General features: G+C 36.9%; 13 protein-coding genes. 7 read left to right on the top strand and 6 right to left on the bottom strand.

Going from position 1 to position 17065, the window contains the following annotated elements; all coding sequences use genetic code 11:
• Positions 1-114: 114 nt before the first annotated feature.
• Positions 115-621 (bottom strand): FxsA family protein, encoded by a 507-nt coding sequence (locus tag D1094_RS02315; protein WP_118958442.1) that lies wholly within the window; start codon positions 619-621, stop codon positions 115-117.
• Positions 622-832: 211 nt separating this feature from the next.
• On the opposite strand from D1094_RS02315, the gene cutA reads away from it, so the two are divergent.
• Positions 833-1144 carry a divalent-cation tolerance protein CutA gene (cutA, locus tag D1094_RS02320; protein ID WP_118958443.1) on the top strand — a complete coding sequence of 104 codons (312 nt, stop codon included), beginning with the start codon at positions 833-835 and terminating at the stop codon, positions 1142-1144.
• 5 nt (positions 1145-1149) lie between these two features.
• Positions 1150-2976: a protein-disulfide reductase DsbD gene (locus D1094_RS02325; RefSeq protein ID WP_118958444.1), complete on the top strand. Its 1827-nt coding sequence runs from the start codon at positions 1150-1152 to the stop codon at positions 2974-2976.
• A gap of 54 nt (positions 2977-3030) precedes the next feature.
• Here D1094_RS02325 and D1094_RS02330 read toward each other — a convergent pair whose 3' ends face one another.
• The 3 genes from D1094_RS02330 to D1094_RS02340 are packed head-to-tail and all read right to left on the bottom strand — an operon-like array spanning position 3031 to position 7172.
• Positions 3031-5490: a bifunctional diguanylate cyclase/phosphodiesterase gene (locus D1094_RS02330; RefSeq protein WP_182440074.1), complete on the bottom strand. Its 2460-nt coding sequence runs from the start codon at positions 5488-5490 to the stop codon at positions 3031-3033.
• Between the two features lie 13 nt (positions 5491-5503).
• Positions 5504-6793, bottom strand: coding sequence for a hypothetical protein (locus D1094_RS02335; protein ID WP_118958446.1), 1290 nt, complete (start codon positions 6791-6793; stop codon positions 5504-5506).
• Complete coding sequence (locus tag D1094_RS02340) at positions 6771-7172, bottom strand: hypothetical protein (protein ID WP_118958447.1); 402 nt, start codon at positions 7170-7172, stop codon at positions 6771-6773. The genes D1094_RS02335 and D1094_RS02340 overlap by 23 nt, the downstream gene beginning before the upstream one ends.
• Before the next feature lie 324 nt (positions 7173-7496).
• Between D1094_RS02340 and aroQ the strand changes: the two genes are divergently transcribed.
• The 5 genes from aroQ (at position 7497) to D1094_RS02365 (ending at position 10596) form a co-directional block, all read left to right on the top strand.
• Entirely contained in the window at positions 7497-7955 is a 459-nt protein-coding gene (aroQ, locus tag D1094_RS02345; RefSeq protein ID WP_118958706.1) for a type II 3-dehydroquinate dehydratase, read from the top strand.
• A 116-nt stretch (positions 7956-8071) separates the two neighbouring features.
• On the top strand, positions 8072-8512 hold the full coding sequence (gene accB / locus D1094_RS02350; RefSeq protein ID WP_118958448.1) for an acetyl-CoA carboxylase biotin carboxyl carrier protein: 441 nt from the start codon (positions 8072-8074) through the stop codon (positions 8510-8512).
• Between the two features lie 23 nt (positions 8513-8535).
• Positions 8536-9882, top strand: a complete 1347-nt coding sequence (gene accC, locus D1094_RS02355) for an acetyl-CoA carboxylase biotin carboxylase subunit (protein WP_118958449.1) — start codon at positions 8536-8538, stop codon at positions 9880-9882.
• 96 nt (positions 9883-9978) lie between these two features.
• Entirely contained in the window at positions 9979-10146 is a 168-nt protein-coding gene (locus D1094_RS02360; RefSeq protein ID WP_118958450.1) for an oxidoreductase-like domain-containing protein, read from the top strand.
• A 180-nt stretch (positions 10147-10326) separates the two neighbouring features.
• Positions 10327-10596, top strand: coding sequence for a hypothetical protein (locus D1094_RS02365; RefSeq protein ID WP_220452511.1), 270 nt, complete (start codon positions 10327-10329; stop codon positions 10594-10596).
• 50 nt (positions 10597-10646) lie between these two features.
• Here the strand turns inward: D1094_RS02365 and D1094_RS02370 are convergent, their stop codons facing one another.
• Together D1094_RS02370 and D1094_RS02375 are read right to left on the bottom strand one after the other, a co-directional pair.
• Complete coding sequence (locus D1094_RS02370; RefSeq protein WP_118958708.1) at positions 10647-13712, bottom strand: efflux RND transporter permease subunit; 3066 nt, start codon at positions 13710-13712, stop codon at positions 10647-10649.
• Positions 13713-13719: 7 nt separating this feature from the next.
• Positions 13720-17001: an efflux RND transporter permease subunit gene (locus D1094_RS02375; protein ID WP_118958451.1), complete on the bottom strand. Its 3282-nt coding sequence runs from the start codon at positions 16999-17001 to the stop codon at positions 13720-13722.
• Positions 17002-17065: the final 64 nt, after the last annotated feature.

The following is a 17065-nucleotide window of genomic DNA, read 5'->3' on the forward strand; positions in this document are numbered from 1 at the left end:
TGATTAAATACACTACCAATAAGGTAGAGCAAAACTTGTTGCTATTAGAAATGGGGATAAAAAAAGCCGACACAAGGTCAGCTTCGATTTTTTTTTCGCTTTAGCTTATTATGACTAGTCTTTTCGCTGAAATTCACCCTCTAACGTGTCACCTTGATGATGCGATATCGGTTTACTGTCGTTTGAAAAAGGCGGTTGATGCTCTTCGTGTTCAAACACATTACCCTGACTAGTATGATGAAAAGAAGCTCCAGCATTAAACTGGTTTACGTTAATATTCTTTTGCACTTGTGCTGCAATAGCACGTCGAACACTTGGAATAAGTAAAGACAAGCCAAAAATATCGGTTACAAACCCAGGAGTAACCAGCAACACACCTGCAACAAGTAACATCAACCCTGTCACTATTTCATTTGAAGGCATCTCACCTTGTGCCATTTTTCCTTGTACAGATTGGAGCGTTTCAATGCCTTGCTGACGGACATATTTAGCGCCAAGCCATGCACTTAGAATGACAATAGCAACAGTAGGCCATACACCGAGCAATTCACCGACTTGCATTATCACCGTAATTTCAATAATCGGGACAATAATAAATAACACAAATAACAATCGAAACATTTTCAGTCCTTATGTCCAGTAATTAACACTATAGCTCGCATAAAATTCTTTACTGAACTACTGATGAAACTTATATTGGGGTTATCGGGTCTTATTCAAGTCAACACAGCAAGCTTAGGGATAACAATCAACAATACCCACATAGTCTTAAGTCTTTTTTAAGCTATTGAGCGTATAATAACAGTAATTGAATTTAATCTAGGAAATAAAATTGTATCAATTAATTTTGACAACATGCCCTGACAAGGCTGTAGCAACTATGATTGCTGAACACTTAGTTAATGAAAAGTTAGCTGCTTGTGTTAATTTAATCCCTGGTTTAACTTCAATATATAGCTGGGAAGGTGAACTACGAAAAGGAACAGAAATTCAATTATTAATCAAAACCGAAGAACGATTATTTACGCAATTAAATAATGAAATTAATCGACTACACCCATACGAAGTGGTAGAAATTATTGCCTTGAACATCCAGCAAGGTGATGAAAACTACTTAAACTGGATATCTAACACACTGAAGTAACCTTAATGAAAAAAATCATTTCCTTTTATTTTTTAATACTTACTTTGCTAATGCTCTTACCTAGCAATGTACACGCGCAAAACTCTATTTTTGATACGTCTAGTAGCTCATTATTTAGTAATGACGATGAGTTTTTAAAAGTTGATGAAGCGTTTATTTTTAACTTTCATCAACAAGGCAAAGAAGTCACTATTACTTTTGATATTGCTGAAGGTTACTATCTTTACCGCCATCAGTTTAAAGTGAAAGGCCAAGACGTAAGTGTTGAACCATTAGCCCTGCCACAAGGCATTGAACATGAAGATGAGTTCTTTGGTATTCAACAAATATATACCGAACCTCTCTCATTTATTATCAACATTAAAGAAGCAAAAGAAAATGCCACCTTAACGTTAAGTTATCAAGGTTGTGCAAAAAAAGGCCTTTGTTACCCACCTGAGCGCAAAACAATTCAGTTATCTAAAGTTGATGTTAACAGTGCAAGTAACGCTAATGTTTTATCAGCTATAGCGAGCGAACAGTCCACCACTGAGCCAGCACAAACAACAGCAACTAAAAGTGAGCAGCATCAGTTAGTTGATATGTTAATGCAAGACAGTGTTTTATTAACATTAATAGCATTTTTTGCTGGCGGGTTATTGTTATCTTTTACACCATGTGTTTTCCCAATGTACCCTATTTTAACCGGTATTATTGTTGGACAAGGAAAACAATTAACCAACAAAAAAGCATTTAGTTTATCCTTTGTTTATGTTCAAGGTATGGCGGTAACCTATACCTTATTAGGGATTGTTGTTGCATTAGCCGGAGCAAAATTTCAAGCCGTTTTTCAACATCCAGCCGTGTTAATTAGTTTAAGTGCTTTATTTATCTTTTTGGCTTTATCAATGTTTGGTGTGTTTAATCTGGCACTTCCTGCAAGCTGGCAAGAAAAGCTTAACAATTTAAGTAACAAGCAAAAAGGTGGCTCTTATACTGGTGTATTAGTCATGGGGGTTATTTCTGGTTTAGTTGCCTCGCCCTGTACTACTGCACCCTTAACTGGTGCCTTGCTTTACATTTCTCAAACAGGTGACGTTGTTTTAGGCGCATCAGCCCTTTACGCCTTAAGTTTAGGTATGGGTTTACCGCTACTCATTCTTGGTAGCTCTGGTGGAAAATTACTACCTAAAGCAGGTGCTTGGATGGATATTATTAAGAATATCTTTGGCTTACTATTGTTAGCAGTACCTATTTTTTTACTCGACAGGTTAATTCCAACACTTGCCAGTGATATTTTATGGTCACTACTAATATTAGCCACGGGTGGTTATTTTTATGTTACCAACCAAGCCTCTAACAGCACAAATAACTTCGGTTATGGTTTGCGTTCAATCGTTATATTTATGCTTATTTTCTTTGGTGCAAATAAGTTATACCAAACGGTTTTCCCTACTCACAATGCAGTTTCACAGGTAGAGCAAGTACACGCGAGCTTCACCAAAGTAGCTTCTTTGGCTGAACTAGAACAAACAGTGGTTGAGGCAAATAATCAAGGCAAAACAGTAATGGTTGATTTATATGCTGACTGGTGTATTGCGTGTAAAGAGTTTGAAAAGTACACCTTTGTTGCACCTCAAGTACAGCAAGCACTAAGAAATACCTTATGGGTACAAATAGATATGACAGCCTTTGATTCTGCTGCTAATAGTGAAATAGCCAAGCACTATAATATTTTAGGCTTACCTTCTATTTTATTTTTTGACTTAAGCGGTAAAGAATTAACCCAGCAGAGAACTACAGGGTTTATGGGCTCAGATGAATTTGCTGCTCACATCAATGGTTTCTTCTAAATAACAAGTGTTATAATTAAATAGCCTGCATGAGCATAGGATAAACAACTATGCTCATGCAGATTTTATCACACTTGGGTCAACCTTTAGCTTCCAATACCCTGCAGAGATATGCTTATCTATAAAGGTAAACAATTCTGCCTCAGGTACGGGCTTAGAGTAGTAGTAACCTTGTATTAAATCACAATCATTTTCTGATAAACTTATTAATTGTGCTTTAGTTTCAACACCTTCAGCGATTACGATTAACCCTAAGTTTTTCACCATCGCAATGGTTGATTTAATAATTTGATAGTCTGAATGATTCTCTAACATACCAAATATAAAGCTCTTATCAATTTTTATAACGTCTACCGGTAGCTTTTTCAAATATGCGAGTGATGAATAACCTGTGCCAAAATCATCAATAGCAAAGCTAAATCCAATATCTTTCAGTGCTTCCATCATCGCAATGGTATGATCTATATCTTTAACTAAAGTTTGCTCTGTCAGCTCTAACTCAAAATTTCGAGCTGATAATGAGAACTCTTGTAACAGTGCTTTTAAAAATATAGGTAAATTAGTATCAATAAATTGTCCCGCAGATAAGTTAATGGCAATACGAATATCATTTAATCCATAATGCTTAATTTCAACCGCAAGCTCAAAGCACCGACGTATGATCCAATACCCCAACTCAATCATATACTGGGAATTTTCAAGTATAGGAATAAAGTCTTCTGGCGAAATCATCCCTCTTTCAGGGTGCTTCCAACGCAGTAGTGCTTCAAAACCATATAATCTCTTGGTTTTTGCACACAATTGAGGCTGAAGACTTAAACTAAACTGCTCTCTTGCTAATGCTTGTCTTACTTCCCCTTCTAGCATCACTCGATGTGCAACACGCTGAAACATCTCTTGATGATACACATGATACTGGCCGCCACCACTATCTTTGGCTTCATACATCGCAATGTCAGCATGACTAACTAAGTCATCAGCCTTTTCATTCGCTGATTCTGTATAAGCGATACCAATACTGGTAGAAATGTAGAAAATACTTGAGTCAAGCTTGATTGGCTCTTTAAATTGTATCAGCACTTTTTCAGCAACATTAATTGCATCTTCTATATTAGTTAAGTGACTTAACACCAGAACAAATTCATCACCACCAAACCGACTAGCTAAATCTATTTCACCCACGCTTAATCTGACACGTTCAGCCGCCTGAATAAGTAACTTGTCACCTATATTATGCCCATTACTGTCATTAACTTTTTTAAAGTCATCTAAATCTAAAAATAAAACAGCTACTCCGCCTTTGTAACGGCCAATATTCGCGATAGATTTTCTTAATTGATAATTTAGCATATTACGATTTGGCAAACCGGTGAGTAAATCGAACATTGCAATATTTTCAAGTTCATTAGTTTTCTGTTCAATTTCAAGGTTAAGCTGTTCTAATTCAAAGCTTAACTCCACCGCAGAATCCGACAAAATATCCAGTTCATCAGCAAATATCTTTTGCCCTTTGAATTTAATCTCTCTGAATTGATCAAACTTTTTATGTGCCAATAAAGGTAAAGCGTTAGAAAGCTGCAATAAACGTTTAGTAAAAGGGCTGGCAATAACATAAACCCATATTGCTAGCGCTATAAAAATACCTGTTAACGATAATAAAAAGTTCCATCGGTAGCTTTCATGTTTTTGCTTATAATCGGTAACATCGTCAATCAATGTTAAGTAGAACTCTTGCTTTTTATTTTTAGCTAATAGCAACATATTAGTGAGGTAACTTGCATTAGTAATGTCTGACGATAAACCTTGTTCAAGTACAGATTCTAACACTGTCGCATTACCTTTTGAGGTTAGTAAAGTTTGAGTTAATTCCATGTCAGATGCAGAAATGATTTTACCATTGCCAAATTGAAAGCTGTCATGCTGAGCTGACGAAAAACTTAATACAGCAACTTCTCGATTAAGCGAAGTTTTAATAGCAAATAACATATCAACTAAAGAAGCGCTCATTGTTACAACTACCATTTCACCCTGTTTATTCAATAACGGTAAACTTAATAACAACTGACAATTGTTAGGGCAATATATTTGGTTTTTCGGCTCTTGCAGTCTAAATACTTGTGCGATATTGGTTTGCACTTCTAAAGGAAAGTTGTCCGTTGCAAATAGAATTTCATGATTACTATCAACTAACCAAATATCTTCAACATTTAGATGCATTTGCAATGCATCATATTGTTGATTCAGCTGCTCACTTAATAAGGAGAAATCCTCTTGTTGAGAGAGTTGAATAAGATCAGTGAATGACTCTATCCAAAGCGTTAATTTCGTTCTCAATATATTGTTATGCAAAATAACTTGCGTTTGACCTTGTTCTAACGTCGTAGCTCTAAATTGACGATAATCTTCTTGCAGGCGCATTAACGACAATGCAGAAAAACCTATTGCTAATAACAACAATGTAGAAATGATCAGGGTAAGTAATTGAGTCGGTACGCCAACAAATTTTTTAGTCATAATACTGCGTCTCTTAGAACCAATACATAAGTTGTGCAGCCCATAACTGCCAATCTTCAGAATCATTTTTTCTCGGGTTAGGTACTACTACAGGCGTTAATCGTCCTGCTCCCTGAACCCAGTGATACTCTAGCCTCAAACTTAAATTACTTGTAAAGTCATATGATAATCCAAGTACAGTATCTTTGTGATAACCGAAATAGGCAGGAATTAGCCCCATACTATCTTCTTCTAATTTTTTACCGTCTTTATCCTCTTTATTAAGGTAAAAATCTTCATACCTTGCTAATAACGTTAAATCAGGCGTTAATTTGTATCGAGTTTGTAAGTAATAACCCTGAGCAATATTGTCGGTATGATGCTGAGGAAAATAGAAGCCAGTCGTTTCGAATCTTGATTGATATATTTCCCCACTAAACTCCCAGAACTCACCTTCGTAAAGTGCATTAAATGTATAAAATTGAAACGAAAACTCGGCATCAAAGAAAGCATCTGGTTTTTCAGGCCTAGCACTCTCATAAGAGAAATCAGAGTCTAATAGAGATAAACCAAAACGCCATTGAGAAAAAGCCGGTTGCCAATAAAAACTAGACTGAAGATCAAACTCCTGCTTTGCCTTACCCGTAGCAAGCTGGCTTAGAAGTATTTCTTCTTGCTCATCAGAGATTGGAGAGCGCCCATAGGTTAAATTAAAATCAAAATTACCATAATCATCGTTACTATGACTTAGCTTCAGTCCTGCTCCATCATGACCTACAGCGATATCTCTAAAGCCATCAAAATAGACTGACTGGGGAAGAATGATACTTGGGCGGGCAAATGGTACTGTTCGCGTACTAGAATAAAGCCAATGATTATTTTTAGAGCGACCCGCATAAACATTAAGTTGCCAATTCTCTGTCGCAATGGCAGACCAGTCAATTAGCGCATAGTCAACCCTAACACCTTTTTCATAACGATTACCGCCATCTAAATAAACAACTTGTCCAGCTAATCTAAACTGTGAGTCCAATTGCCAAGAAGCGTTAAAACCTATTTCCGTAAGCTCCGTTGATAATGAACCATCGTCATTAACAAAATCACTACCATTTACATCAATAACACCTAAAGCAACAAAGCCATGTAATTTCAGATCACCCGCATTAAATAAACCATTATTCGATGTATTTTCTTGATAAGCATTATATTCAGTCGACGCTATAGCTTCTTGAGCTGATACAGGAATTGAGAATATAACCAGTGCCACAATAGACAATATGATGCATTGGGTTGTAGCTGTATTAGTCTTCAATATTGATAACATTAACCGCTCCTTCGTCAAGATTGCTATCTGGCATATCTATATATCCTATAGACCCTGGTGTTAACGATACTGCTGTGAATAATTCTTCTGGGGAGTTCACTATGGTTGGTGCAACACCAAGTCCTGAGTATGTTAATTTATGCCAAATTCGATTGAGTTGATATGGAAAGATTTGCAGTCGCTCTTTTGTGAAGCGTCGGTGTAATTCATGTTGGCTAGGCAACACGAATACCTTTATTACACTTTGATCAGACCAGCGTAATTGTCGCATCGTATAGATACGCTTTAACTGCGAGGTAGTGAGAGTGGTATCTTTAACTGAAACATTCACTATTACTTCAACAGCATACACTGTAGAAGTGATAAACATTCCAATCATTAAGAAACTTAATAAAAACAGTTTTTTGATAGTACGATCCCTGTAAGAAAGCAAAACAACTTGATATGCAGACAAAATAATCTTAAAAATCAATCAAATAACAAATTTAGAGCCTAAACTTAATTGTAGACAATAAATTCTGTTATTGCCACAAATCTTCTCCACTAAGAGATTAGACCAGTATTTTGCTGCTAAATTCTTCGAAAACACTATAATAATCGCCAATATTAAAAAAACTGAGAAAAAAACAGTTTATTGTTCACAGCCAACTATTTTTATGTGAATATTGGCGTTACAACAATTTTAGACGTGTTTTTACGACAAATGACAGCAAAATTTAAAGTTTTAGTGCTAAATGGACCGAATATAAATATGCTAGGTAAGCGTGAGCCTGCTATTTATGGCACAGAATCATTGAGTGATATTGTTAACTTATTAACAATAAAAGCAGAAAAATTTGAAATGAAGCTTGAGCATTTACAATCTAATGCTGAACACCAGCTTATCGATCGTATTCATCAAGCACATGAAAATATCGACTTTATCATTATTAATCCGGCTGCATTTACTCATACAAGTATCGCCTTAAGAGATGCATTACTTTCAGTTTCAATTCCCTTTATTGAAGTGCATTTTTCAAATGTGCATGCTAGAGAAGAATTTAGAAAACACTCATTTTTATCAGATATCGCTAAAGGAGTTATCTGTGGCTTAGGATCTCAAGGATATTTTTATGCTCTTGAAGCAGCTCATAAATATTTACAGGCTAAAACAGTCGATTAACCCCAAAAATAACATGGCTAGTTCTATTGATAGCCAAGCTAAACAAATTATTACAGTTAGTTTTTAAAGGCTAACTTACTATTAAATCAACATATTATTGAAACAAAGGTGTTCAAATGGATATTCGTAAAATAAAGAAACTTATTGAGTTAGTTGAAGAGTCAGGCATCAACGAATTAGAAATTGCTGAAGGTGAAGAATCTGTACGCATTAGCCGTGGCGGCACAGTGGTAGCCGCGGCACCTGTAGCTCAAGCAGCGCCAGTAGCAGCACCCATAGCAGCACCTGCACCAACAGCAGAAGCTTCAGCACCTGTTTTATCAGGGCACATTGTACGTTCACCGATGGTTGGCACTTTCTACGCATCAGCTTCACCAGATGCACCTGCTTTTGTTGAAGTAGGTCAGCACGTAAACGCTGGTGATACACTTTGTATCGTTGAAGCAATGAAAATGATGAACCAAATTGAAGCTGACAAATCTGGCGTTATCAAAGAAATTCTTGTGCAAAACGAAGATGCTCTTGAATTTGACCAACCGCTATTCATCATTGAATAAGCCCAACCGAAAAGGGTCATTCCATGTTAGATAAAGTTGTTATCGCCAATCGTGGCGAAATTGCCTTAAGAATATTAAGAGCTTGTAAAGAGCTTGGTATTAAAACTGTTGCTGTTCATTCAACAGCAGACAAAACCTTAAAGCATGTTTTATTAGCTGATGAAACGATTTGTATTGGTAAGCCATCAGCTTTAGATAGTTATTTAAATGCGCCTGCCATAATCACGGCAGCTGAAGTGACTAATGCTGTCGCTATACATCCAGGGTATGGCTTTTTAGCTGAAAATGCCGACTTTGCTGAACAGGTTGAGAAATCTGGTTTTGCTTTTATTGGTCCTAAAGCTGAAAGCATTAGAATTATGGGTGATAAAGTTGCAGCAATTCAAGCAATGAAATCAGCTGGTGTACCTTGTGTACCAGGTTCTGATGGTCCATTGACTGATGATGAAGAACTAAATAAAGCTCATGCAAAACGCATTGGTTACCCTGTTATTGTTAAAGCAGCAGGTGGCGGCGGTGGTCGTGGTATGCGTGTTGTTCGTTCTGAAGAAGAATTAATTGATTCAATCAATTTAACTAAACGAGAAGCGGGCACTATATTCAAAAATGATATGGTTTACATGGAGAAATTCCTTGAAAACCCACGTCATGTTGAAATTCAAATTGTTGCCGATGGTCAAGGCGCAGCAATCCATTTAGGTGAGCGTGATTGTTCAATGCAACGTCGTCACCAAAAAGTGGTTGAAGAAGCACCTGCACCAGGTATTACACCTGAAATGCGAGCTAAAATTGGTGAGCGTTGTTGTAATGCTTGTATTGAGATCAATTATCGTGGCGCTGGTACTTTCGAGTTTTTATATGAAAATGGCGAATTCTACTTCATTGAAATGAATACGCGTATCCAAGTTGAACATCCCGTTACGGAGATGATCACTGGCGTTGATTTAATTAAAGAACAATTACGTGTTGCTGCTGGATTACCCTTATCTTGTACTCAAGATGATATTAAAATTGCAGGACATTCAATTGAGTGTCGTATCAATGCTGAAGATCCACGTACGTTTATTCCTTCACCGGGTAAAATTACACGTTTTCACCCTCCTGGAGGGTTAGGTGTTCGTTGGGATTCTCATATTTATGCAGATTATTCTGTACCGCCTCATTATGACTCTATGATTGGTAAATTAATTACTTGGGGTGATAACAGAGATGTGGCAATTGCAAGAATGCGTAATGCTTTGTCTGAACTAGTCATTGATGGTATTAAAACCAATATCACTTTGCATCAAGATATTTTAAATGATCAAGGTTTTGTCAATGGTGGAGCAAATATTCACTACCTAGAGCACAAACTTGCTGAACTTGAATAGTCATGAGTAAGTGATTATTATTATTGCTATCTAAAAAGCTCTGCCTTGGCAGAGCTTTTTTATTATCGTTAAAGCAATATGAATAGAAGAGCGAATATGTCGAACGTACGAGAAAAACCAACTCAACCAGCGGATGATGACTGCTGTGGCGGTGGTGCTTGTAATCCTTGTGTATGGGATCATTATTACGCCGAACTGCAAAAATGGCGTATTGAACAAGCAAAGATTAAAGAAGAACAAGCAAAAAACAATACAGAGTCATAAAGTTTATAAACAGCAACATCGCGACTTAGTATTCACTTAAGAGTCAGTTTATTTTACGATAACTGGCTCTTTCTATTTTGGTTACCACTACAATTAATTACATCGAGTCTACAATTCAAAACAGTAAAAGACCTGGCTGGCTGTATCATTACCTTACCGATAAATATAAAGGTGGTGCTTATGAATACTCAAAAAATTTCAACGCTACGTCTTACCAATATCCTCGAACAAAGAGTGAATAATTACAGTCAAGATTCATTATGGGAGAAGCTTAATTTAAGTCAAAAGTTTTCGACCTGTAGTCTTGGTCAATTCGGTTACACCTTATCTTTTGTACGTAATTTCAATAACAAAATGCTCGCAATACTTACGTTAGAAAATAAAATAGCAACCATTAACGAAGAAGGGATAATTAATATCAGTCCTGCTGTATCAATAAGAGCAGCTTAATTAAAAATGATTAAAAAACAGCCCCTAATAAGTTAACGATATAATTTCAATTACACCTTAGCTATTCGCTTAGCGAAAGCGTTTGCTTTAACAAAACCATTGCTTGAGCGATGTGCTAATCGAGTAAACATTAGATAACACCAAGGCACTAAAAATAAACTGGTGATGGTTGAAAAGGTTAACCCTCCAATAATCGCAATAGCAAGAGGTGAGTATGATGGCCCATCACCACCTATTTGAGTTGACCCGAGAGCTAGGGGTACCATACCCAATACAGTGGTTGCTACTGTCATTAATACGGGTCGTAAACGTGTGACACAGATATCAGCAATAACAGATTGTAACTCATCAAGTTTAGGCGACATTTGGTTAATTTGATCAATCAATACAATACCATTATTTACCACTATCCCCATCAGTATTAAAATTCCAATCATCCCCATTACTGACATACTAGTACCGGTGATAAGAAAGAACCAAAACACACCAACAATAGAGTAAATAATTGAACTAATAATCGCAGCAGGAAGCAGTAACGATTCGAATAATGCTGCCATCACAATGTATATCATCGCCAACGCTAACAGCATATTCACTAACATAATATTCTGCTCTTGTTGTTGACGATTAAAACCTCGCCCTAACTTCCATGAATAACCCGATGGTAAAGTTAAAGTCGACATAGCTTGTTCAATGCGCTCTTTTGCTTGCTCCATGGTTATTTCATTTAAGTTAGCACCAATGGTAAGCGCTGTGTGGCGCTCTTCTCGATAAATTGTCGCTAATCTTGGTTGAGTTTTAAAACTTGCAACGCTTTCTAAACTAATATCTTGGCCGTCTATCTGCGTAATAGGCAGTTTCTTCAATTGGTTTAAGGAGTACTTCAATCGCTCATCATAAAGTAAGCGAATATTCACTTCGCCATTGGGATCATGCCTAAAACTTCGCAGCTCAATTCCTCTTAATGCCGTACCGACAATTTGCGCTACCTGACGTGAATCTAAACCCAGCTGATTCGCTTTAAAGCGATCAATCACAATGACCATTTCTTTTTGATGTTGTGAAATATCACTCTTAACATCTGCTAAGCCCTCAACATGTGATAACACTGGCACAATTTGCTCAGACAATGTCATCAACATTTCTGTTGATGGTCCTAACAAGGTTAAACTAACACCACCCGATTTAGCACTTTGCCAGCCAAAGTCAGGCTTTGCTTCAGCAAATACGGGCATATTTTCGCGAATACGTTCCTTTAAGGTGTTCATGGAGATATCGCGGTTTTCTTTTAACAATAAAGTAGATGAGGCGCGTTCACCGTTGTAATAACTATATACAGACTCAATATAGAATTCTTCTTTGTTGGCATACAAATATTCCTCCATACGATCAACCATTGCTTCAACATGCTCAAGTGGATATTGTCCCTCAACATGGTAGCGCATAAATAATCGAGTACCATCTTGGTTGTCGTTATTATCTGAGGTAATTACGCTCATCGGTATTGCTGTACTTGCCAAGATTAATAAAGCAACAAAGCCTGTGGTTCTTGGATGAGCTAAAACCCACGTTAAACTACGCTTATATTTTTCACTGGCTTTCGACGGTTTATTATTAACATGTTTTGCCCCAATATGATCTAATGATATTTTACTTAACAGTAAAGGAAGCAAGGTTTTAGCAATCAATAACGATGCAGCTAATGAAATGCATATAGCAATAGCAACATGTTCTAAAAACACTGTTAACTGCACTTTTTCACCAATTATATTTGGCATAAAGACAATCATGGTTGTTAATGTGCCTGTCATAACCGCGAGTGATACTTTGTCTACTCCAAGTAAAATATTACTAACTTTACCGGCTTTATCTTTAGCAGGTGTTGCTTTATGTTGTGCCGCAATTGATTCAGTAATGACAACAGAATTATCCACTAACATACCTACGGCAAGTAATAAGCCCATCATAGATAAAATATTTAATGAATAATCTAAAAAGAACATTACTGCTAACGTAATACAAATAGAAAAAGGTACTGATGCAACTACTAATACCGTCGCTGTGGTATTACGAACAAAAAGATATAACACAATAAAGGATAACGCTGCCCCTATCGCGCCAGCCATTAATAAGTCCGATAAAGAATCTGTAACTCCTTTGGCTTGATCTTCCATCATAAAAATATTGATGCCGTTGAACTGTGGGCTCTCAGATATCTCATTCACTAATTCAACTACTCGACCAGCAACTTCAACTAAGTTAGCACTCGACTCTTTAAATACATTCACGCCAATCGCATAACTTCTATCTAAATGTCTACCATCTTGTCTTTCTGGTTGCTCAAACTGAACGCTGGCAACATCGCCTAAATAAACATTATCTTTTACTATTAAGGCGTTAATATCATTTAGGTTAGTAAACTCACCTTTTGGGCTAATACGTATAGTATTTGTTGCAGACTTTAATGCTCCTGCATTAATGGTAAAGTTATGCGCCTGTAATGTTTGAGTTAACAAACGCACATCAACACCATGGCTCGCCATACGATCACTCAATAAGCGAATAGAAATCTGTCTTTGATCAACTCCATATAACTCAACTTTTGACACGCCAGTTAAGCGTTCAAGTGGCTTTTTCAAGTAGTTATTCAATAACTGAAAGCTATTCTTTAATTCACGCTCACTTGAAATACGTAATGTCAATATCGGCATGTCTGCCGTCGAAAATTGATATACAAAAACCCGTTGTAAATCTTCAGGTAGTAAATGACGCACAGCATCTATTTTTTCACGTGCTTCAATCGCTTTACCAGTCAGGCTACTTTCCCACTCAACTTCGATGCCTATTTCAGTACCATGTTCCGTAGAACGAGAATTCAATCGCTGAATTCCCCCCATGGTTGCTAATGCTTCTTCTAAAGGCTTGGTAACTAAGCGTTCAACCTCTGCTGGTGTTGACGCTTGATAAGGTGCACTAATCATCATTTCAGGAATATCAATACCTGGCCACTTTTCTAGTGGTAATAATTGGCTTGCTGCAACGCCCATCAACAACATGGTTAAGCAAAGCATCAGCGTAGTCACTGGCTTTCGAATAGCCAGTGCAGTTAAGTTCAATCGGCTTTTAGACATTTTGCGGCTCCACTGACGTCATGACTTTAGGAGATACAGCTTTATGTGTTGCTGACTCTTCAGTAAAACGCTTATGATCAAAAAGTTGATACAACACAGGTAACACAATCAAAGTTAAGAAGGTTGAACACAACAGGCCACTAATTACAGTTATCGCCATAGGCGTTCTTAGTTCAGCACCTTCACCAACACCTATAGCCATAGGTAGTAAACCTAATGCAGTCGTGAGCGTTGTCATTATGATTGGTCTTAAGCGTGATTGAGCAGCTTGTTTGATAGCGTCTACTTTCTCTATACCTTGCATTCTTAATTGATTGATTCTATCAACCAATACAATGGCATTATTAACGACAATACCTGCTAGCATAATTAAACCTATAAAGACTATTACACTAATATTGCTACCAAAAAGATATAAGCCGTAAATTGAACCAACACCAGCAAGTGGCACACTAAATAAAATTAAAAAGGGCTGTAGTAACGACTCAAATTGTGAAGCCATTACCAAGTAAACTAAAAATACCGCTAACGTTAATGCCATAATCATTGAATTAAACGATTGTTGCATTTCTTCACTTTGACCACCAAAAGAAGGCACTACAGTTAAAGGGAGTTTTAATTGCGCGATTAATTGATTCGCTTCAGCTAAAGCACTGTTCTGATCGCCTACTGCAATATTGGCATTTATTACTGCAACTCGTTGCTGGTTAATTCGATTAATTTGCGCGGGACCAACAGTTTCAATTATTTCACTGATACTTTCTAACGTTATAGGAAAATCACTATTCGGGTTAACCACAAGCTCTCGTAAATCCTCAACAGAATCACGCTGCGTTTCATCACTACGAACTAGAATATCGATTTTTCTATCAAGTAAGGTATATTTACTGGCAATATTTCCGCCGACCTTAACTGCTAACAAACGGGCAATATCAGGGGCATTTAAACCAAGCTGAGCAATTTTTTGTTGATTAAAATGAATGGCTAATTCAGGCTGACCTTCACGCTGGCTATTAGCCACATCAACAAACACAGGTGACTTTTCCATTTTTTGTGTTAATTGCTTGCTGTATTTTGCTAGTAAATCAAGATCATAACTCGCTAACTCAATGCTCATAGGCTTACTAAAAGTAAATAGTTCAGGTTGATTTAACTGCGTAGTAGCACCAACAAGCTTACGAGTAAATTGTCGAATATCATCCATTACTTGTTGTTCATCAGCACTGTTATGAAGCATTACTTGCAAACGTGCTTGATGCTCGCCACCTTTATCTGCACTACTGGTCATTAAACTACCTCGACCCGTTAATGAATAACTGCTTTTTACTCTTTCATCTTTTTGTAGGTATGTTGCAACTTGGTTTATGGTGCGATCGGTAACAGCTAACGGTGTACCTGGTGCTAATTCTAATTCAACATAAAACTCACCTTGGGCAAGTTCAGGTAATAACTCAACACCAATTCGCGGAAGTATCAACAATGCAGAGCCCGCAAAGGTAAGACTAATAAACAATGTTATAAAGCTATGCTTAAGCGAAAGTGATAATGACTTAGCATAAACCTTAGCTAGTTGCTCAAATACATAATTAAAACCTGTCGTGATTGGTTTAAAAATAATAGAAGCGACTTTATTAATGGCATGAAATACTAATAAAACAAAACGGCTTACTAGCATAGGCAACCATGTAAACAATAATTTAAATGGTAAGCCTAATATAAAGGTTATTTTTTTATGCCATGCTAGCTGTTTAAATGATGTTGCTTTTGGGGCTTTTTCTAACAATGCACTTTCTTCTGTCGACTTCATTTGTCTTGATGCCAACATAGGGATTAACGTTAATGCAACAAAGAGTGATGCAATTAATGCAAACGCAACAGTCATGGCTTGATCAGCAAATAACTGCCCAGCAACCCCTTCAACAAATATAAGCGGTACAAATACAGCCAATGTCGTTAAGGTTGAAGCAATAATAGCGCCACTGACTTCTTTTGTACCTTTTCGAGCAGCTTCAATAACACTTAAGCCCTGCTCTTTATAACGGGCAATGTTTTCAAGCACTACAATAGCATTATCAACTAACAGACCTGTTGCTAAAGCAATTCCTCCTAGCGACATAATATTTAAACTAATACCATTGCCATACATCATGTTGAATGTCGCAATAACTGACACAGGAATAGATAACGAAATAATTAAGGTTGGTGTGATTGAACGTAAAAATAAATACAAAATAACCATGGCCAGTAAGCCACCAATAATTGCGGCTGATTTGACTTCACTTATTGCATTACTAATAAAAGTTGATTGATCATAAACAATGGTCAACTCGTATTTATCACCAAGTAGCTTATTTATATTTTTCAATTTACGCTTTATTAACTGAGCAACTTGAACCGTATTCGCATCACCCTCTTTATAAATTGCAAGTTCAACCGCTTCACTTGCATTAATACGTGTAACATCAGTGCGCTCTTTATAACCATCTACAATGGTGGCAATGTCGTTTAAGGTAATGATTTGATCATTTTCACGATACACCACTAACTCACCAATTTGGTTAATATTAGTAAATTGATTCAATGTTCGTACAAGATATTGCGTATTACCTTCGATTAACTTACCTGCAGAAACATTAATGTTTTCCGCATTAATACGATTAATAATTTCCTGACTGCTAAGATTTAATTGCGCTAATTTATGTTGATCAATAATGACTTGATATTCTTGCTCTAAACCACCACCAAGTTTCACTGAAGCCACACCTAACAGTGACTCTAATTGTCGTTTCACATCATATTCAGCAAAGGTTCTTAGCTTGGTTAAGCCTGATACCGAGTTGTCTGTTGTTTGTAGCCCTAAACGAACAATAGGATCTAACGACGGATTAAACTTAAGAATGAGTGGTTTTTGAACATCAAGCGGTAAGCGTATTAAATCTAACTTCTCTCTAACTTCTAAACTGGTGATATCCATGGCAACGTCCCACTCAAACTCAAGTAGTACATCTGATTGACCCGCTTTAGATACCGAACTTATTTTTCTTAATCCTTTTACCACGCCTACGGCTTCTTCAACTGGCTTCGTAATTAACTGCTCAACTTCTGCAGGTGCTGCCCCCGTGTAATTGGTTCTTACTGTTAACGTTGGGTAAGACAATTCTGGTAATAAATTAACAGCCAAACGAGATAAGCCAACCAAGCCAAAAAGCATAACAGCAAAGGTAAACATCCACACAGTCACAGGACGTTTTATAGCGACATCAACAATGCTCATGACAGTGCTCCAATGGTATTAAGGCTTGCTATTAACAATAGAAAAAACGTCATCGCAATAGCAA

It is taken from the genome of Colwellia sp. RSH04 (assembly GCF_003545765.1).
Taxonomy (GTDB): Bacteria; Pseudomonadota; Gammaproteobacteria; order Enterobacterales; family Alteromonadaceae; genus Colwellia.

Bases quoted from the DNA above. Each gene is read 5' to 3' on its own strand.
- D1094_RS02360 (WP_118958450.1), top strand. From the start codon at position 9,979: ATGTCGAACGTACGAGAAAAACCAACTCAACCAGCGGATGATGACTGC.
- accC (WP_118958449.1), top strand. From the start codon at position 8,536: ATGTTAGATAAAGTTGTTATCGCCAATCGTGGCGAAATTGCCTTAAGA.
- D1094_RS02340 (WP_118958447.1), bottom strand. From the start codon at position 7,172: ATGATTGGAATGTTTATCACTTCTACAGTGTATGCTGTTGAAGTAATA.
- D1094_RS02330 (WP_182440074.1), bottom strand. From the start codon at position 5,490: ATGACTAAAAAATTTGTTGGCGTACCGACTCAATTACTTACCCTGATC.
- D1094_RS02325 (WP_118958444.1), top strand. From the start codon at position 1,150: ATGAAAAAAATCATTTCCTTTTATTTTTTAATACTTACTTTGCTAATG.
- accB (WP_118958448.1), top strand. From the start codon at position 8,072: ATGGATATTCGTAAAATAAAGAAACTTATTGAGTTAGTTGAAGAGTCA.
- D1094_RS02315 (WP_118958442.1), bottom strand. From the start codon at position 621: ATGTTTCGATTGTTATTTGTGTTATTTATTATTGTCCCGATTATTGAA.
- D1094_RS02335 (WP_118958446.1), bottom strand. From the start codon at position 6,793: ATGTTATCAATATTGAAGACTAATACAGCTACAACCCAATGCATCATA.
- D1094_RS02375 (WP_118958451.1), bottom strand. From the start codon at position 17,001: ATGAGCATTGTTGATGTCGCTATAAAACGTCCTGTGACTGTGTGGATG.
- aroQ (WP_118958706.1), top strand. From the start codon at position 7,497: ATGACAGCAAAATTTAAAGTTTTAGTGCTAAATGGACCGAATATAAAT.
- D1094_RS02365 (WP_220452511.1), top strand. From the start codon at position 10,327: ATGAATACTCAAAAAATTTCAACGCTACGTCTTACCAATATCCTCGAA.